At 46.3% G+C, this 18,122-nt stretch carries 14 protein-coding genes; 12 read left to right on the top strand and 2 right to left on the bottom strand.

Annotation, left to right across the window (positions count from 1 at the left end; translation table 11 throughout):
• The first annotated feature begins 68 nt into the window (after positions 1-68).
• Together M1G14_RS09510 and M1G14_RS09505 are read left to right on the top strand one after the other, a co-directional pair.
• Positions 69-1,814, top strand: coding sequence for an ABC transporter ATP-binding protein (locus M1G14_RS09510; RefSeq protein ID WP_024054981.1), 1,746 nt, complete (start codon positions 69-71; stop codon positions 1,812-1,814).
• Positions 1,804-3,672, top strand: coding sequence for an ABC transporter ATP-binding protein (locus M1G14_RS09505; RefSeq protein WP_061590967.1), 1,869 nt, complete (start codon positions 1,804-1,806; stop codon positions 3,670-3,672). Before M1G14_RS09510 ends, M1G14_RS09505 begins: the two co-directional genes overlap by 11 nt.
• Positions 3,673-3,973: 301 nt before the next feature.
• Here M1G14_RS09505 and M1G14_RS09500 read toward each other — a convergent pair whose 3' ends face one another.
• Positions 3,974-4,456 carry a glutathione peroxidase gene (locus tag M1G14_RS09500; protein WP_045760200.1) on the bottom strand — a complete coding sequence of 161 codons (483 nt, stop codon included), beginning with the start codon at positions 4,454-4,456 and terminating at the stop codon, positions 3,974-3,976.
• Between the two features lie 159 nt (positions 4,457-4,615).
• On the opposite strand from M1G14_RS09500, the gene rexB reads away from it, so the two are divergent.
• The 3 genes from rexB to M1G14_RS09485 are packed head-to-tail and all read left to right on the top strand — an operon-like array spanning position 4,616 to position 11,865.
• Complete coding sequence (gene rexB, locus M1G14_RS09495) at positions 4,616-7,882, top strand: ATP-dependent nuclease subunit B (protein WP_070665381.1); 3,267 nt, start codon at positions 4,616-4,618, stop codon at positions 7,880-7,882.
• Positions 7,879-11,544 (top strand): helicase-exonuclease AddAB subunit AddA, encoded by a 3,666-nt coding sequence (gene addA / locus M1G14_RS09490; RefSeq protein ID WP_247926545.1) that lies wholly within the window; start codon positions 7,879-7,881, stop codon positions 11,542-11,544. Before rexB ends, addA begins: the two co-directional genes overlap by 4 nt.
• Before the next feature lie 3 nt (positions 11,545-11,547).
• Positions 11,548-11,865, top strand: a complete 318-nt coding sequence (locus M1G14_RS09485) for a DUF4298 domain-containing protein (protein WP_049475317.1) — start codon at positions 11,548-11,550, stop codon at positions 11,863-11,865.
• A 357-nt stretch (positions 11,866-12,222) separates the two neighbouring features.
• On the opposite strand, the gene M1G14_RS09480 is transcribed toward M1G14_RS09485, so the two are convergent.
• Entirely contained in the window at positions 12,223-12,393 is a 171-nt protein-coding gene (locus M1G14_RS09480; RefSeq protein ID WP_003014881.1) for a DUF3042 family protein, read from the bottom strand.
• An 83-nt stretch (positions 12,394-12,476) separates the two neighbouring features.
• On the opposite strand from M1G14_RS09480, the gene miaA reads away from it, so the two are divergent.
• From miaA to M1G14_RS09445, 7 genes are read left to right on the top strand one after another with little or no spacing between them, the layout of a single operon-like run.
• Positions 12,477-13,364 (top strand): tRNA (adenosine(37)-N6)-dimethylallyltransferase MiaA, encoded by an 888-nt coding sequence (gene miaA, locus M1G14_RS09475; protein ID WP_195529134.1) that lies wholly within the window; start codon positions 12,477-12,479, stop codon positions 13,362-13,364.
• Positions 13,357-14,604, top strand: a complete 1,248-nt coding sequence (gene hflX, locus M1G14_RS09470) for a GTPase HflX (protein WP_049475315.1) — start codon at positions 13,357-13,359, stop codon at positions 14,602-14,604. Before miaA ends, hflX begins: the two co-directional genes overlap by 8 nt.
• Entirely contained in the window at positions 14,588-15,217 is a 630-nt protein-coding gene (locus M1G14_RS09465) for a cystathionine beta-lyase (protein ID WP_049475314.1), read from the top strand. The genes hflX and M1G14_RS09465 overlap by 17 nt, the downstream gene beginning before the upstream one ends.
• A gap of 3 nt (positions 15,218-15,220) precedes the next feature.
• The gene (gene rnz / locus M1G14_RS09460) at positions 15,221-16,150 is read left to right on the top strand and encodes a ribonuclease Z (protein WP_003011107.1); all 930 of its coding nucleotides are present in this window, start codon (positions 15,221-15,223) and stop codon (positions 16,148-16,150) included.
• Position 16,151: 1 nt separating this feature from the next.
• On the top strand, positions 16,152-16,907 hold the full coding sequence (locus tag M1G14_RS09455; RefSeq protein WP_049475313.1) for an SDR family NAD(P)-dependent oxidoreductase: 756 nt from the start codon (positions 16,152-16,154) through the stop codon (positions 16,905-16,907).
• A 10-nt stretch (positions 16,908-16,917) separates the two neighbouring features.
• Positions 16,918-17,628 carry a class I SAM-dependent methyltransferase gene (locus M1G14_RS09450; RefSeq protein ID WP_247926538.1) on the top strand — a complete coding sequence of 237 codons (711 nt, stop codon included), beginning with the start codon at positions 16,918-16,920 and terminating at the stop codon, positions 17,626-17,628.
• Between the two features lies 1 nt (position 17,629).
• Positions 17,630-18,034, top strand: a complete 405-nt coding sequence (locus tag M1G14_RS09445; protein ID WP_049475311.1) for a GNAT family N-acetyltransferase — start codon at positions 17,630-17,632, stop codon at positions 18,032-18,034.
• Positions 18,035-18,122 lie beyond the last annotated feature (88 nt).

Genomic DNA, 18,122 nt, shown 5'->3' with positions numbered 1-18,122 from the left:
CCTATTTTCGATGGAAAGAAGCTTTGCTTCTACCGCAGGAAAAAGTATGAATAACATTGGAGGTAATAATGATTCGATCCTTAATTTCCGAGATCAAAGAATTCAAGAAGCCCTCGATTTTGGCTTCCTTGTTCATGGTCTTTGAAGTCATGTTTGAGATTTCGATTCCCTTTGTCATGGCGAGTCTTTTGGACCAGGGTGTTCAACAAAGAAACATGAACAATATTTTGTTTTACGGTGGGCTCATGCTGGTCTGTGCCTTTCTCTCCCTCTTTTGTGGGATGCAGTCTGCCCGTTATGGCGCCTATGCATCGGCTGGTTTTGCTAAAAACCTTCGTCGGGCCATTTTCAAAAAGGTTCAAACCTTCTCATTTGAGAATATTGATCAGTTCTCATCAGGTGGGTTAGTCACTCGGATGATGACGGACGTGACCAATGTGCAAAATGCCTATCAAATGGTGATCCGGATCTGTGTACGGGCACCGCTCAATTTGATCTTTGCCATTGTGGCTTGTTTCTTGATCAATCCAGAAATGGCCATGATCTTTGTCTATGTGACCATCTTTTTGGCAGCCGTCTTAAGCATCATCATGAAGATTGTTTATCCACTCTTCACAGAAGTATTTGAAGCTTATGACAATCTCAACAACAGCATTCAAGAAAACATCACCAATATGCGGGTAGTGAAGTCTTACGTTAAGGAAGCAGATGAAACGGTTAAATTCAAGAAGGCTTCGCGTTTGATTTACAACATGTTTATGAAGGCTATCCGTGTCGTTGTCTTGAGTAGCCCAGCTATGATGCTTTCCATGTATGCTTCTTTCCTTTTGATCTCATGGATTGGAGCTCATCTGATCGTTGGTGGCCAACTTTCTACTGGGAATTTGACTTCTATGTTTAGCTACACCATGACTATTCTCATGTCGCTCATGATGTTCATGATGATCTTTGTCATGTTGTCGATTTCTATGGCATCTGTTGAGCGGATCAATGAAGTCTTAACGACCAAAACGACGATTGACTCTCCAGAAAATGGGATCAAAGAAGTCGCTGATGGTTCGATCAACTTTGAAGATGTGACTTTTGCTTATACCGATGAAAATGGCGACAAGACCCATGTCTTACAAGGGATTAATCTTTCTATTCGTTCAGGGGAAGTGATTGGTATCTTGGGAGGAACAGGATCAGGAAAATCAAGCTTGGTGCAGTTGATTCCTCGTCTCTATGATGTCGAGTCTGGTCGGGTGACAGTAGCAGGCCACGATGTCAAAGAATACGATCTTGATTCCCTTCGTAAGCAAGTGGCCATGGTTCTTCAGACCAATGTCCTTTTCTCTGGTACGATTAAAGAAAATATGCGCTGGGGAAATAAGGATGCGACAGATGAAGAGATCATCGCAGCTTGTAAGATTGCCCAAGCCGATGAATTTATTCAAGATTTCAAAGAGGGTTATGACACCATGATTGAGCGTGGGGGATCCAATGTCTCTGGTGGTCAACGCCAGCGTCTTTGTATCGCGCGTGCCCTTCTTATGAATCCGAAGATCTTGATCTTGGATGATTCGACTTCGGCAGTCGATACCAAGACAGATAGTTTGATCCGTCAAGGATTGGCAACCAGCTTGAAAGAGACGACCAAAATCATCATTGGTCAACGGATTTCCTCTATTCAAGATGCAGATCGTATTATTGTGATGAATGATGGCCAAATCGATGCGATCGGTCGTCACGAGGAATTGCTTGCGACCAATGCCATCTACCAAGAAGTATATGAAATGCAAACACAAGGGAAAGGAGAAGCAGATGAAAACTAAGAAAAAAGCAAATCTAGGCTCTATCCTTCGCCTGCTCGACTTCCTTTGGAAAAACTACAAGGTGTCCTTGATTGTTTCCTTTATCTTAATCATTCTATCGTCACTTGCGACGGTCAATGTGACAGCTTCGATTCAGTCCTTGGTAGACGTCTATGTGGAGCCCATGCTGACAAGTAATAGCCATGATTTTGGACCGCTCTTGTCCTTCTTGACAAGGGTTGGTTTGATCTGTTTGATCGGGGTCCTTGCCAACTATGGCTTTACCTTGATCATGGCGACTGTTTCACAAGACTCACTTAGAAGTCTTCGAAATCAGTTGTTTGCCCGCATGCAAAAACTGCCAGTTCGTTACTTTGATACCCACCAACACGGGGACATCATGTCTATCTATACCAATGATATTGATGCCCTTCGCCAAGCGATTGAACAATCCATTCCTCAACTTCTATCCTCAGCGATTACCATCCTTGGGGTAACGATTACCATGCTGACGGTTAGTCCACTCCTGTTCTTGATTGTTCTTTTCATGGTTATCGTCATGGTCTTTATCATCAAGGATGTTTCTGGTAAATCAGGTCGTTACTTTGGGGCCCAACAAAAGAACTTGGGGATTGAGAACGGCTTTATTGAAGAAATGATGTCTGGTCAAAAAGTGGTCAAGGCCTTTGTGCATGAAAGAGAAAGCATTGAGGATTTTGACCGGATCAATGATCAACTCTTTGAGTCTTCCTACCAGGCTAACCGCTATGCCAACGTCCTCATGCCGATTCTTGGGAACTTGGGAAATGTTTCCTTTGTTCTAACAGCCTTGATCGGGGGCCTCTTTGCGCTAAACGGCGTCGGTGGTTTAACCATTGGTGGTCTTATGGCCTTTCTGCAATTGAACCGTTCCTTCACAGGTCCCATTGCCCAGGTCTCTCAACAATTGAACTTTGTCCTTATGGCCTTGGCTGGTGGAGATCGTGTCTTTGATCTTTTGGATGAAGAAGAAGAAGTCGACCAAGGAAAAGTGACGCTGGTCAATTATGAACTGGTCGATGGAGAAATGGTTGAAACTGATCAGAAAACCAACAAATGGGCTTGGAAACACCCACGTCCAAACGGAGATTACCAGCTTGTGAAGATGGTCGGAAATGTGGTCTTTGATGATGTTGATTTCTCTTATGATGGGAAGAAACAAATCCTTCATGGCATCAACTTGTACGCGGATAAGGGGCAAAAAGTGGCCTTTGTCGGAGCGACTGGTGCGGGAAAGACAACCATTACCAACTTGATCAACCGATTCTATGATATCCAATCCGGAATGATTACTTATGATGGGATCGATATTAAATTGATTGAGAAAGATTCTCTGCGTCGTTCCCTTGGAATCGTTCTTCAAGATACCCACTTATTTACTGGTACGATTGCAGAAAACATCGCTTACGGCCGTGCTGATGCAACACGGGAAGAAATCCTTGAAGCAGCTCGGATTGCCAATGTGGATTCCTTTGTCAAGCACTTGGATCAGGGCTATGAGACAGTCTTGACGGATGATGGGGCTGGTCTATCAAATGGTCAACGACAATTGATCGCCATTGCCCGTGCAGCCCTTGCCAATGCGCCTGTCTTGATCCTGGACGAAGCGACGTCTTCTATTGACTCACGGACAGAGAAGATGGTGCAAGAAGGGATGGACCGCTTGATGGAAGGTCGGACAGTCTTTGTTATCGCCCACCGTCTATCGACGATTGTCAATTCCGATGTCATCATGGTGATGGACCACGGACGCATTATCGAACGAGGCAACCATGCTTCCTTGATGGCAGAACGTGGCACTTATTACCGCTTGTACACCGGTGGACTTGAAATTGATTAATAATAAAAAAAGCTTGAGCGTTAGCTCAGGCTTTTTTGGCTTATGGATAATGACTTCTTAGAAACTTTCCTTAGGTGAGTACGGACGTCAGCGAACTTCGAAGAAGTTCCATGACTAATTATTGAGCCCCTTCGCTCTTTAATTTCTGGGCTCAGGCTAAAACAGTTTCCCAAACTGTTTTACTCTCAAAATTCCTGAGTGCCTGAAACGTTATTGTTTCAGGCACTTTTCTCACAGCGGAAAGTCTCGAAAATAAATAGCCATTCATCAAAAATCCTGACTACACTTTCAGGCTTTTTGCTTATTTCTCAAGTAAGTCTTGGATCAAGTCTTCCATGGCAGCTGGCTCTGTTTTGGAGGAGAAGCGTTGGGCAACTTGGCCTTGTCGGTCGATGACAAATTTTGAGAAGTTCCATTCGATGCGTTTGCCCAGTGGTCCAGCTGCTTGACTTTTGAGCCAGTCATAGAGAGGAAGGGCTTCTTTACCATTGACCTTGGCTTTAGCGAATCGTGGGAAGGTGGTCTGGTAGTTGAGGCTGCAGAAACTATTGATTTCTTCTGCAGTTCCTGGTGCCTGCCCCATGAATTGGTTACAGGGAATGTCTAGGATTTCCAGCCCCTTTTCCTGGTAGCGCAGGTAGAGATCTTGCAGTCCTTGGTATTGCGGGGTCAAGCCACAGCCTGTTGCTGTATTGACCACGATGAGGACCTTACCTTGGTAGTGAGAAAGGGGAATCTCCTCCCCATTCTGGTTTTCTAAAGAAAAATCATAAATGCTGGTCATCGGGATCATCCTTTCTGTTTCTTTAACTTCTATTGTAGCACAAATGTCCTAAAATTGGGGCAAGAGGAGCATGACTTCTTGCTTTAGTCCCTCCTGTGAAAATGATATAATAAGAAGATAACAAGCTCTCAAGAAAATGCCAAAAGGAGAACGGATCGGATGAAATTACTCTATACGGATGTTCGGACCCCCTTGACCCAGGTCCTGACACAAGAAGCCGTAGGGTTAGTAGAACAGGGCAAGCGTGTGTTTTACATTGCGCCCAACTCTCTTTCCTTTGAAAAAGAAGCCAAGGTCTTGTCCTATTTAGAAGGTCAGGCTTCTTTTGCCATTACCGTCACGCGCTTTGCCCAAATGGCCCGTTATTTCATCCTGAATCAGGTTTTTGAGGAGCAACCCTTGGATGACATCGGTCTAGGTATGCTATTTTTTAAAGCCCTGTCCCAGATGAAGGAGCAGGATCTCAAAGCTTACGGGGCCCTGCGCAAGGATCCTCAGTTTATCCAGCAACTGGTCCAGCTCTATCATGAATTGCAGACGGCCCAGATGGATTTTACCGATTTGGAGTTGCTCGAGGAAGCTGAAAAAAGAGAGGACCTCTTGGCGATTTTTGAAGCGGTCTCTGAGATGCTGGTCAAGCATCAGTATGAATCCCAGTCCAAGATGGCCTTTTTCCTCAATCAGGTCGAAGAAGGGCAGCTGGAAGAGCAATTACAGGATGTGGCGATCGTCGTCGATGGCTTCACGCGTTTTTCTGCAGAAGAAGAGGCTTTGATTGGTCTCCTTCACCGAAAAGGAGTGGAGATTGTCATCGGAGTCTATGCCAGTGAAAAAGCCTACCGGGCAAGCTTTAGAGAGGGAAATCTTTACCAAGCCAGTGTTGACTTTCTCCTCCAGCTGGCAAAGACTTTCCAAGTTCAGCCTCAGTATTGTGGGCAAGCGATCGAAGACTCTTTTAGTCGCATTACCCGCATGCTAGAAGCGCGCTACGATTTTTCACAAGTGGAAAATGAGCTGGAGGACCAAGATCGAACAGCTATCCAACTCTGGCAGACCAATACGCAAAAAGAAGAGTTGGAATTTGTTGCCAAATCCATCCGTCAGCGTCTTCATGATGGGGCCCGCTATCGGGATATTCGGGTCTTGTTAGGCGATGTGGAAGCTTATCAACTGCAACTCAAGACCATTTTTGATCAGTATCAGATTCCCTTTTACTTGGGACGAAGTGAGGCCATGGTCCACCATCCCTTGATTCAGGTCATTGAATCGCTAGGGCGGATCAAACAGTTCAATTACCAGACAGAAGATGTCATCAATCTATTGAAAACGGGTCTGTATAGTGATCTGACGCAAGCAGAAGTCGATGCTTTTGAGCAATACCTTTGCTTTGCGGAAGTAAAGGGTGCTACAAAATTTCACAAGCCTTTTACTAGCAATCGTCAGGGCAAGTTTAATTTGGAAAAGCTTAATACTCTCCGAGAACGCGTCGTAGAACCTCTAGTCCCTTTCTTTTCACAGCGCAAACAAAAGGTGACCCAACTCTTAACCACCTTTACAGAGTTTCTGCAAGAGGCTCAGCTTTCTCAGAATCTACAAGCTTTGATCAAGGATCTAGCTTTGGAAGAGCAGGAGCGCTATGACCAGGTCTGGAAGACCTTCCTCCACGTCTTAGAAGAATTGAGTCTGGTTTTTGAGGACCAAGAACTGACAGTGGATGACTTTTTAGCTCTTGTCTTATCCGGCATGCAATTGTCACAATACCGGACAGTTCCTGCTACAGTTGATGTAGTGACCGTTCAGTCCTATGACTTGATTGAGCCCTTGACAGCCCCTTATGTCTATGCCATTGGGCTAACCCAGGAGCGATTTCCCAAGATCGCCCAAAACACCTCTCTTCTCAGTGAAGACGAACGCCAGCAGCTCAATGAGGCCACCCAAGAAGGAGCAGAGCTCCAGGTGGTGACCAGCGAAAATCTCAAGAAGAATCGCTTTGTGGCGGTTTCGCTCCTCAATGCAGCGACCGAACAACTGGTCCTATCGGCCCCTAGCTTGGTCAATGAAACGGAAGATAGTGTCTCTCCTTACCTTCTAGAATTGGCCAAGGAGCCCATTGCCATCAAGTGGACGACCAAACAAGCCCAAGCTTCGAGTGATGATATCGGGACCTACCGAGCCCTCTTAGCGCGCGTGATCGAACTCCATCAAGAAGAGATCACTAGTGAGCTGTCCGCTGAAGAAGCCAGCTTTTGGGGTGTGGCGGTACGGGTCTTGCGCAAGAAATTAGCCGCTGAAGGCATCCAGATTCCTCAAATTTCAACAGAATTGAAGAGTCGCCAGCTCCAGTCGGATACGCTTCAAGCGCTCTACCCAGAAGGCAAAGCCTTGACCTTATCTGCTTCTGCCTTGAATGAATACTACAAGCACCAGTACGCCTTTTATCTGCGCTATGTCTTAGGGCTACAAGAGGATGAGACCATCCAGCCAGACGCTCGCAGTCATGGGAATTTCTTGCACCGAATCTTTGAAAAAGTCTTAAAAGACAGCTCCGATCAAGCGTTTGATCAGCGCTTAAGCGAGGCGATTCGAGAAACCAGCCAAGAAGCAGAGTTCCAGCAATTGTATGGAGAAAATGGAGAGACCGAGTTTATTCGCAACTTGCTTCTTGATACCGCTAAAACAACGGGGCGTGTCCTCGCTCAGCAAAATGGCATCGAGACCATTGGTGAGGAGACCCTCTTTGGCGGGAGCGCCCACACCTCTTATCCTTTGTCTGATGGCCGTTTCCTGCGGCTACGAGGCAAGGTGGACCGCATTGATCAGTTAAGCGATCGGGGAGCTCTTGGCGTTGTGGATTACAAGTCGAGCTTGACGCAATTTCACTATGACAAGTTCTTTAATGGACTAAATTCTCAATTGCCAACCTATCTCTCTGCGATTCAGGATTTGAAGGAATACCAAGCGGAGCAAGGGATTTTCGGTGCCATGTATTTGGAAATGGGAGATCCCCTAGTAGATCTGAAAAAGACCAAGACAGTCGAGGACGCCATCAACCAAACTATGAAAAGTCAACAGTACAAGGGACTCTTTATGGCAGATCAGGCGCCTTATCTGGGAGAGGCCTATGATAAGAACAAGGCCATGATGCTGAGTAAGGAAGAGCTGGACCTGCTCCTCTTGTACAACGCTTATCTCTATAAAACAGCAGCAGAAGGGATTCTCAAAGGGCAATTTGCCATCAATCCCTATAGTGAAAATGGGCGCAATATCGCACCATATGTGGAGCAGTTTAAATCCATCACCGGCTTTGAAGCGGATCGTCACCTTGGTCAGGCACGGTTCTTGACCAAACTAGACCAAAAAGGAATACGCGGTGAAAAGGTGAAAGCCGCTTGGATCGAGAAGATGAAGGAGGTCTTGAACAAATGATCAAACAAGTATTTTTGACAAGAGAAGAAATCAAGGCCCTTCAGGCCCAAGAGGCAGCCTCTACTAAAGAGCAAAAGCGGACACCGGAACAGATCGATGCCATCTATAGTTCGGGGACCAATATCTTGGTGTCGGCCTCTGCTGGTTCGGGGAAGACCTTTGTCCTGGTGCAAAGGATTTTGGATCAGATCCAGCGAGGCATTTCGATTAAGGAGCTCTTTATCTCGACCTTTACGGTCAAGGCAGCAGGGGAGCTCAAGGAGCGTTTGGAAAGTGAACTTGGAAAAGCCCTGCAAGCGAGCGATGACCCAGAGCTCAAACAACATCTGGCCCGTCAAATCGCAGATGTTGCCACTAGTGATATCGGAACCATGGATTCCTTTACCCAAAAGGTCCTAACGCGCTATGGCTATTTGCTTGGGTTGACACCCCAGTTTCGGATTTTACAAAATGCCAGTGAGCAACGTCTCTTACAAAATGAAGTCTTTCAAGCTGTTTTTGACCGCTATTACCAAGGGGAAAATCAAGAAGCTTTTGTCCAGATGGTCAAGAATTTCACGGGACAGCGCAAAAATTTGACCTTGTTTAAAGAGCAGGTCTACCAGATCTATGATTTTCTTCAGTCGACCAGTGATCCAGAGAAATGGTTGGAGGAGCATTTCCTAAAAGGTTATGAGGAGACTGATTTTGAACAGGTTGAAGGTGCTCTGATGGAGAGCATCCAGCAGGCCCTTTATGAGGCAGAAAGCTTTTTTGCCTTTCATTTGTCCAATGAGGGCCAAGCATTTGGCAAGGCCAAATATTTGGAAGCGGTGCAAGAGGTGCTCGATCAAATTGGAAGCCTGACAGGTCCCACCAATAAAGAGCAACTGACCTCTGTCCTAAAGGCAGTCGTGGCGATTAGTCGGGCTTCAAATGGGGGAGCCTTGACCAATAGAGCTCGTAAGGAAGAGTTGAAAGAGTTAGTCACGGCTTATAACCAGGATAAAACCATACATATCAACCGCCTCAGAGACTTGGACAATCAGCTCTATCAGCTGGAATTTCAACAAACCTTCCACCAAGAAGAAGGCCCCATGCTCTCCTTGCTGCGGGACTTTATCCGAGACTTTGCTCGCGCTTATCTGGAGCGAAAAATCCAAGAAAAAGCTTATGAATTTGGGGATATCAGTCATTTTGCGATTCAAATTTTAGAGCAATTCCCAGAGGTGAGACAAGCCTTTCAAGAGCGTTATCATGAGGTCATGGTCGATGAGTATCAGGATACCAATCACACCCAAGAGCGGATGTTGGACTTGTTGTCAAATGGCCACAATCGCTTCATGGTGGGGGATATCAAGCAATCGATTTATCGCTTCCGTCAGGCAGATCCACAGATTTTCAATGATAAATTTAAAGCCTACCAAGAAGAAGGGGCGAAAGGGAGGTTGATCCTCCTCAAGGAAAATTTCCGGAGTCATGTGGAAGTATTGGACGCGACCAATGATGTCTTTCGCCATTTGATGGACGAAGAGGTGGGCGAGATTGACTACAATCAAACCCACTATCTGGTCGCAGGAAGCGACAAGCAGCGGATGGCCTTGCCACAACATCGGGCAGAATTTTTGCTTTATGATGGCTCCCAAGACCAGGAAGAAAAGACCGAAGACGAGGAAGCTCCTCTTGGAGTCGAGACGATTTCCAAGGGAGAAATTCTCCTGGTCATCAAAGAAATTTTACGTCTCCATCGGGTAGAAAAAGTGCCCTTTAAAGAGATCACGCTCTTGACTGCGACTCGAACGCGAAATGATGCGATTCTGGAAGCTTTTGACCAGTACCATATTCCGATTGTGGCAGATAGCGGACAGGCGCATTATCTTGAGTCACTGGAAGTGATGGTCATGTTGGATACCTTGCGGACCATTAACAATCCCTTGCATGATTATCCCTTGGTTGCTCTCATGAAATCACCCATGTTTGACTTTGATGAAGATGAATTGGCACGGATTTCCTTGCAGACCCTTCCAGAGCAAAAGCAAGTGGCCTTCTACCACAAGGTCCAGTTAGCCCTTGAAAAAACTGCAGAGCATGCAAATCTGATTGATGCCAAGCTCTCAGCTAAAATCGAGAACTTCCTCAAGGTTTTATCTACTTGGAGAGCTGCTGCCAAGACCTCTTCGCTCTATGATTTGCTGTGGAAAATCTATGAGGATCGCTATTACTATGACTATGTCGGCGCCCTTCCAAATGGGGCCCAGCGCCAGGCCAATCTCTATGCCTTGACGCTTCGGGCCAATGATTATGAGAAGGCCAGCTTTAAGGGCTTGTCGCGCTTCATTGCCATGATCGACAAGGTGATCGAAAATGAACACGATTTGGCTAGCGTACCTCTTGCGGCTCCAAAAGATGCCGTCCAGCTCATGACCGTCCATAAGAGTAAGGGGCTGGAATTCAAGTATGTCTTTATTCTCAATATGGACAAGGCTTTTAACCGTAAGGATCAATCGGGGCCAATTATTCTCAGTCGTCAAAAAGGGATTGGCTTTAAATATGTTGCGAACTTGCCGGTTGAGACAGAAAATCCAGCTGCTCCAGAGACTATTCGCCTGCAGATCGAAACACCTTGCTACCAACGCAATGTGGAAGAAACAAAATTGGCCACGATTTCTGAGCAGATGCGTCTTCTTTATGTCGCCATGACACGGGCTGAGCTCAAGCTCTATCTTGTCGGAAAAGGCCGGGAGGACAAACTGCGTGATACTGATTGGGGGACTAGTCGCAATGGCAAATTGGATCCAGAGAAGCGAAAAGAATGGACCTCTTATCAGGACTGGCTCTTTGCTATTCAAGATGTGTTTACCAAAAATACCCTGGCCTATGACACGCGTTTTGTGACAGATGAAGACCTGACACCAGACCAGTTGGAACCACTAGAGAAGGAGAAGGATTCCCGGCTTGATCAGCTCAAGGATGTCCGTCAGTCAGAGGATATTCGTCGGGCCTTGGATATCTTGGAAAATGTTGATCGGCTCAATCAGCTCTATGCTCCGGCCATTCATTTACCAATTGTTCGTACACCAAGTCAGATCAAGAAATTCTACGAGCCGGTCATGGATGCCAATGGCGTCCAGATCATGGATGCGAAGACTATGACGCCTGACTTTGAGCTGCCAACTTTTGGTCAAGAAAAAGCCGTGACAGGAGCCCAAGTCGGTAGTGCTGTCCATGAACTCATGCAGCGCGTGCCTCTTGGAGAAGAAATCACGCTGGATACGCTGCATCAAGCCTTGGAGCAAGTTCAAGCAGAGCCAGCGGTCAAAGCGCGCATCAAGCTAGAGGCCATCCTTGCTTTCTATGAGACGCCTTTGGGGACCTTGCTTCAAAAAGAGGCCTCTCGAGTCCGTCGCGAAGCTCCCTTTGCCATGCTGAAGAAAGATCCAGCCAGTGGAGAGGACTTCGTCGTGCGGGGGATCCTGGATGGTTACGTGGTGCTAGAAGACCGGATCCTGCTCTTTGATTATAAGACGGATCACTACAAGGTTCCTAGCCAATTGGTCGAACGCTACCGGGATCAGCTCGATCTCTATGCAGAAGCTCTTCGTCGTTCTTATGGCAAAGAGCAAGTAGAAAAATACCTCGTGCTTCTAGGTGGCCCCCATCTAGAAGTGGTGAAAGTGGAGTAAATCATGGCAATTGCACAGGAAAACATCGAACGGATCCAAAGAATGGAAGGTTATTTGAATGACTATGCCAAAACTTTGGAAGAAACTAAAAAAGCAGTGGATCAGCTAAGAGAGCATCAAGAAAGCTATATCCAACTTCGCGATTATTATAGTAGTCAGGTCTATTTTGATGATTTGGACTTGTCCAATCAAGCTGACTTTCCAGCAGATCTACCATGTGGTGTCTTGTCCGAAGATGCCGTTTATGATTTATTAGACGAGCACTTTCAGATGGGAGTGGAACTCTTGGAGATCGCAACGAAGATGATCAAAGAACGGTGAAATTTCAATCTAAAAGCTCAGGTTTCCCGAGGCTTTTAGATTGAAGACAAACGTCATCATAGAAACTTTCCTTAGGTGAGTACGGACGTCAGCGAACTTCGAAGAAGTTCCATGACTTAGTTTTGAACCTAAAGTTTCAAAACTACCGAGTGCTAGAAACCGTAGTGTTTCTAGCACTTTTCTCACGGCGGAAAGTTTCAGTATATGTTTGAATAAGCATAATATATATCATTCTAATTCTTTTAGCATTACTTGTGTTAGCATATCGTGACAAACCCTACCAGTAAAAGAAAATTTTCCAAAATGGACTTTTTCTTCAGCAAAAAAAGCTCCGGAAAACCGGAGCTTTTTGAATGATTAGTGTGAGACACGGCGACGTGCTGCTTTTTTGCGGTTTTCTTCGATGAAAGCTGCTTTCTTTTCTTCTGGCTCGATTACTTTTTTCTTGAATGTGTAAACTGCACCTGCGACAGCAGCAACTGTACCAGCAACACCAGTAACAAAACCTTTACCAAATCCTTTAGCCATGAGAATTTCTCCTTTTCTGAACTTTAAATATTTATGTTATAATATATGGTAACGAAAAAACGTGAATTTTGCAAGGAAAAACGATGAAAACCAAGATAATTGTGATTGTGGGACCGACTGCTGTTGGGAAAACAGCTCTTGCGATCGATTTGGCGCAAGCCCTCAATGGTGAAATCATCAGTGGCGATAGTCAGCAAGTCTATCGCAAGCTGGATATTGGAACAGCCAAGGCGACACCAGAAGAGCAAGCTGCAGCTCCCCATCATTTGATCGATGTGCGGGAGGTAACCGAGTCTTACTCGGCTTTTGATTTTGTAAGAGAAGCTAAACAGGCCATCGCGGAGATCACAGCCCGAGGCAAGCTTCCCATCATTGCAGGTGGGACGGGCCTCTACATCCAAAGTCTTCTTGAAGGCTATCATCTTGGTGGTGAAGTTCCTCATGAAGAGATTCTGGCCTATCGGGCTCAATTGGACTTGCTTTCGGATGAAGACTTGTACCAAAGAGTGGCGGAGCAAGGACTTGTGATTCCTCAGCTCAATCGCCGTCGGGCCATGCGGGCTCTTGAAATTGCGCATTTTGGAAAAGACCTAGCAAACGAAGAGACCGATTATGAACCCTATCTGATCTGTCTAGATGATGATCGGTCCTTGATCTATGATCGTATCAATCGTCGAGTAGATAGCATGTTAGAGGAGGGCTTACTGGATGAAGCTCGCTGGCTCTATGACCATTACCCAGATGTGCAAGCCAGTAAAGGGATTGGCTACAAGGAACTCTTTCCCTACTTTAAGGGGGAGCAAAGCCTTGAAGAAGCCAGTGAGACCCTCAAGCGCAACACCCGGCGTTTTGCCAAACGGCAGCTGACCTGGTTTCGAAATCGGATGGAAGTGACCTTTTACGCCATTTCTGCCCCCCACTTCAAGGAGCAGGTTCTTGCAGATGTAAAGGAGTTTTTAGAGCATGATTGAAACAGAAAAGAAACAAGAACGCATCCTTTTGGTTGGTGTGGAACTTCAAGGCATGGACAATTTTGATATGTCGATGGAGGAGTTGGCAAGCCTAGCTAAAACAGCCGGTGGAGATGTCCGGGGCTCTTATACACAAAAGCGGGAGAAGTACGATACTAAGACCTTTGTCGGCTCAGGAAAATTAGAAGAAATTGCTCAGATGGTCGAAGCAGATGAGATTACGACAGTGGTGGTCAATAACCGCCTGACGCCCCGGCAAAATGTCAATTTAGAAGAAATCCTTGGGGTTAAGGTTATTGACCGGATGCAGCTGATTCTAGATATCTTTGCCATGCGAGCTAGAAGCCATGAAGGGAAGTTGCAGGTGCACTTGGCCCAGCTTAAATACCTCTTGCCACGCCTTGTTGGTCAAGGGATCATGCTCAGCCGTCAGGCCGGGGGAATTGGATCTCGTGGTCCAGGGGAAAGTCAGTTGGAGTTGAACCGCCGGAGCGTTCGCAATCAAATCACCGATATCGAGCGCCAGCTCAAGGCTGTTGAAAAGAACCGGGAAACCCTTCGTGAAAAACGCTTGGAATCACCTGTCTTCAAGATTGGTTTGATCGGCTATACCAATGCAGGAAAGTCGACCATTATGAATCAAATGACTAGTAAGAGCCAGTATGAAGCTGATGAACTCTTTGCGACCTTGGATGCCACAACCAAGAGCATCCACCTAACAGGCAATCTACAAGTAACCCTGACCGATACAGTCGGCTTTATTCAGGACTTGCCAACAGAGTTGGTATCAAGTTTTAAGTCGACCCTGGAAGAAAGTAAGAATGTGGATCTCTTGGTCCATGTCATCGATGCTTCTGATCCCAATCATGAGGAGCATGAAAAGACCGTTCTCTCTATCATGAAAGACTTAGATATGCTAGAGATTCCTCGCTTAACCCTCTACAACAAAGCGGATAAAGTAGCGGACTTTACCCCAACCCAGACCCCTTTTAGCTTGATTTCAGCTCGCTCTGAGACAGCTCGTGAGGATTTGCAGGCTTTGTTCCTAGAAAAACTGAGAGAACTCTTTGTTCCCTTTACTATTCGCGTTCCCTTTTCAAAATCCTATCGGACACATGACTTAGAGACGGTCGCGATCATTGACCGGCGAGAATTTGAAGAAGATGTCGAGGTCATTCAAGGCTATATCGCAGAGAAAAATAAGTGGAAGTTGGAAGAATTTTATGACGGATTACGTTGATTTAGCAATAAAATATGGGGGCTATACCAGTCTCGATCGGGTCTATCTGAAAAATCTATTAAGCACGATCCCTGAGGACTTGCGTCTCCGTGTGATTACACCTCCGCCAAGTGTGATCAACGCTTATTTCGCTGAGCTCTACCAAAAGAAGAGTCCCAAGGAGGCCATGGATTATTTCTTGGACTTGAGCCGAGCATTTGACTTATTCACAGTTCAGCAAAGTTTTGATGAACAAAAACCTTTTATCCGCCTCAACTTATCAGGTAAGTCTTATGGCTTGGCCTATGTAAATGGAGAGATAGCCTGTGTCTTTGCTGAACATCCAGCGGCGGAAATCACCCCTTCGATTTTATTCGAAATCGCAGAGATCTTTCCGCATTGTTTGGTCTTTGAAAAAGATGGCAAGATCTGTCTGCAAGAGGCCGGCCCAGAAGTGGTCACTAAAACAGAAGCCCTCTCAGCTCTGACGGACTTGATGACCTTGGAAGATGGACGCTTGAAACTGTCAGGTTATAACCAGGAGGAGCTGCTTGAGCAGGCTCAAGCCTATCCTTTCAACCTTTCGTTCCGTTCAGAGAACCGGACGGCCATGATTTATATAGATAGAAAGTAGACAATGGACATTCAATTTTTAGGAACGGGAGCTGGGCAACCCTCAAAAGCCCGGAATGTATCGAGCTTAGCGCTCAAATTGCTGGACGAGATCAATGAAGTCTGGCTCTTTGATTGTGGCGAGGCGACACAGAATCAAATTTTAGAAACGACCATTCGTCCGCGAAAGGTTAGCAAGATCTTTATCACTCACCTACACGGAGACCATATTTTTGGTTTGCCAGGTTTCCTCTCTAGTCGGGCCTTTCAGGCCAATGAAGAGCAGACGGATCTGGATATCTATGGACCAGTAGGAATCAAATCCTTTGTGATGACTAGTCTTCGCGTATCAGGCTCTCGCCTGCCTTACCGCATTCATTTTCATGAATTCGATGAACATTCTCTAGGTAAGATTTTAGAAACCGATAAATTCACGGTTTATGCGGAAGCTTTGGACCACACTATTTTCTGTGTGGGTTACCGGATCATGCAGAAGGACTTGGAAGGGACGCTCGACGCAGACAAGCTGAAGGCAGCGGGCGTTCCATTTGGGCCGCTCTTTGGCCAGGTCAAAAATGGACAAGATGTCACCCTGGAAGATGGCACTAAGATCATTGCTGCGGATTATATTTCAGCCCCTCGGCCTGGTAAGATTATCACGATCCTTGGAGATACCAGAAAGACTGATGCCAGCGTCCGCCTCGGGGTCAATGCGGATGTCTTGGTCCATGAGTCTACCTATGGCAAGGGCGATGAGAAGATTGCTAAGAAACACGGTCACTCGACCAATATGCAGGCGGCAGAAGTGGCGCGTGAAGCTGGAGCCAAGCGCCTTCTTCTCAACCACATCAGTGCTCGCTTCTTATCAAAAGATATCAGCCAATTGCGCAAGGATGCTTCCAGCATTTTTGAAAATGTCTATGTCGTCAAAGATTTGGAAGAAGTGGAGATCTAAGATGCGAACCATTCTCATAACAGGAGCAAGTGGAGGCTTGGCCCAAGAAATGGTCAAGCTCCTCCCTGAAGACCGGCTGATTCTCCTAGGTAGAAATCAAGAAAAACTGGAAAAGCTCTATGCCAGTCATCCTCAAGCTGAATGCATCGGGATCGATATCACTGATTCCTCAGCCGTCCAAGATTTGGTAGAAGAGCTCTATCAGCGCTACGGACAGATTGATGTCTTGGTCAACAACGCAGGCTATGGGATTTTTGAAGAGTTTGACCAGATTACCAATGAGCAGATTCATGCCATGTTTGAGGTCAATACCTTTGCCCTCATGCAGTTTTCACGTTTGATTGGTGCCCGCATGAAGACAGCAGGCAAGGGGCACATTGTTAACATCGTCAGCATGGCGGGTCTCGTCGCAACTGCCAAATCCAGCCTTTATTCGGCGACCAAGTTTGCGGCCATTGGCTTCTCTAATGCCCTGCGGCTAGAACTCATGCTCTTTGGTGTTCATGTGACGACGGTCAATCCAGGCCCCATTCGGACCACTTTCTTTGACCAGGCAGACCCAGACGGAAGCTATGTCAAAGCTGTGGATCACTACATTTTGGAACCGGACTTTGTGGCCAAGAAGATTGTCAAAAACTTTGGAAAAGCAAAACGTGAGCTCAATCTTCCTTGGCTCTTGAACCTGACCCACAAGCTCTATACTCTTTTCCCTCGCATCTCGGACAAGCTAGCTAGCAAGATGTTTAATTACAAATAGGAGGAACCAGATGGCAGCCAATATCCAAGCCTATTTAGAAACCCTCCAGCAACCCTGGGGACAGATCTATTATGATATCCTTTTTGAGCAATTACAGGAAATCAAGGAAAAGAGGGTGCTTGATTTTGGCAGTGGTTTTGGCCTTGTAGCCAACCACCTAACGAAAGATAATCAAGTCCTTGCTGTGGAGCCCAATGAGGAAATGGTAGCCTTGCGAGTCCAGGACCATCCCTACCAACAAATCGTCGGAAGTCTGGATCAGTTAGCAAGTCTTGAAGATGCCAGCTTTGATGTTATCCTCTGCCACAATGTCTTGGAGTATGTAGAAGATCGCAAGGAGATTCTCAAGGTATTTACTCGTCTCTTGAAACTAGGAGGCCTGCTATCTATCGTCAAGCACAATGAGGTTGGACGCGTCCTGCAGACCGTCGTCTTTGAAAATGATACTCAAAAGGCTCTTGATCTCCTAGCAGGTCAAGACCTGGAAACCCACTCCATGGGTTTGGCCCAGGCCTATGATCTCGGTGCAGCAGTAGAAGACTTAGCCCTTGAAGTTCAGGATTACCAAGGGATCCGAGTCTTTTATGCCTTGCAGGACAATCGCTTCAAGGGCCAAGAAGGCTGGCGAGAGTCTATGCTCAAGATGGAGCTGGCCGTTTGCCAAGAGTCACCTTACCGGGATATCGCCTTCTTCCAGCACTATACCTTAAAAAGGAGTTAAGATGTTAGATTATAAAAAAGAAATTCCAGCGATGACAGACCTACTCGCACTCTACAGCTCGGTCGGATGGACCAATTATACCAACAACCCAACTATGCTGGAACAAGCTGTCAAAGCCAGTCTCTGGCAGTTGGCAGTCTATGATGAGAAAGAGCTCGTCGCCTACATTCGCTTGGTAGGTGATGGCTACTCGGTTATTTTTGTACAGGACCTTTTGGTAAGACCAGATTACCAGCGTCAAGGTATCGGAAGGAGACTCTTAACAGAGGCTTTAGCGACCTTCCCTACTGTCTATCAACGGCTCCTTGCCACTGAACGTAGCGAGAAAAATCTAGCCTTTTACCAATCCCTGGGCTTTGTTGAACTTTCAGAGCAAGCCTGTACAGGGATGATTTATATGAAATAAGAGAGTGGGATAGAAATCGGTAATTCGTTAGAATTCGATTTCGTCGTCCCACCTCCGCACAGTTGAGTAGGGCTGTAAAAGCTGATGA

Origin of the sequence: Streptococcus parasanguinis (assembly GCF_023109675.1) — a bacterium.
Taxonomy (GTDB): Bacteria; Bacillota; Bacilli; order Lactobacillales; family Streptococcaceae; genus Streptococcus; species Streptococcus parasanguinis_I.
This window is presented reverse-complemented; position numbering and strand designations above follow the sequence as displayed.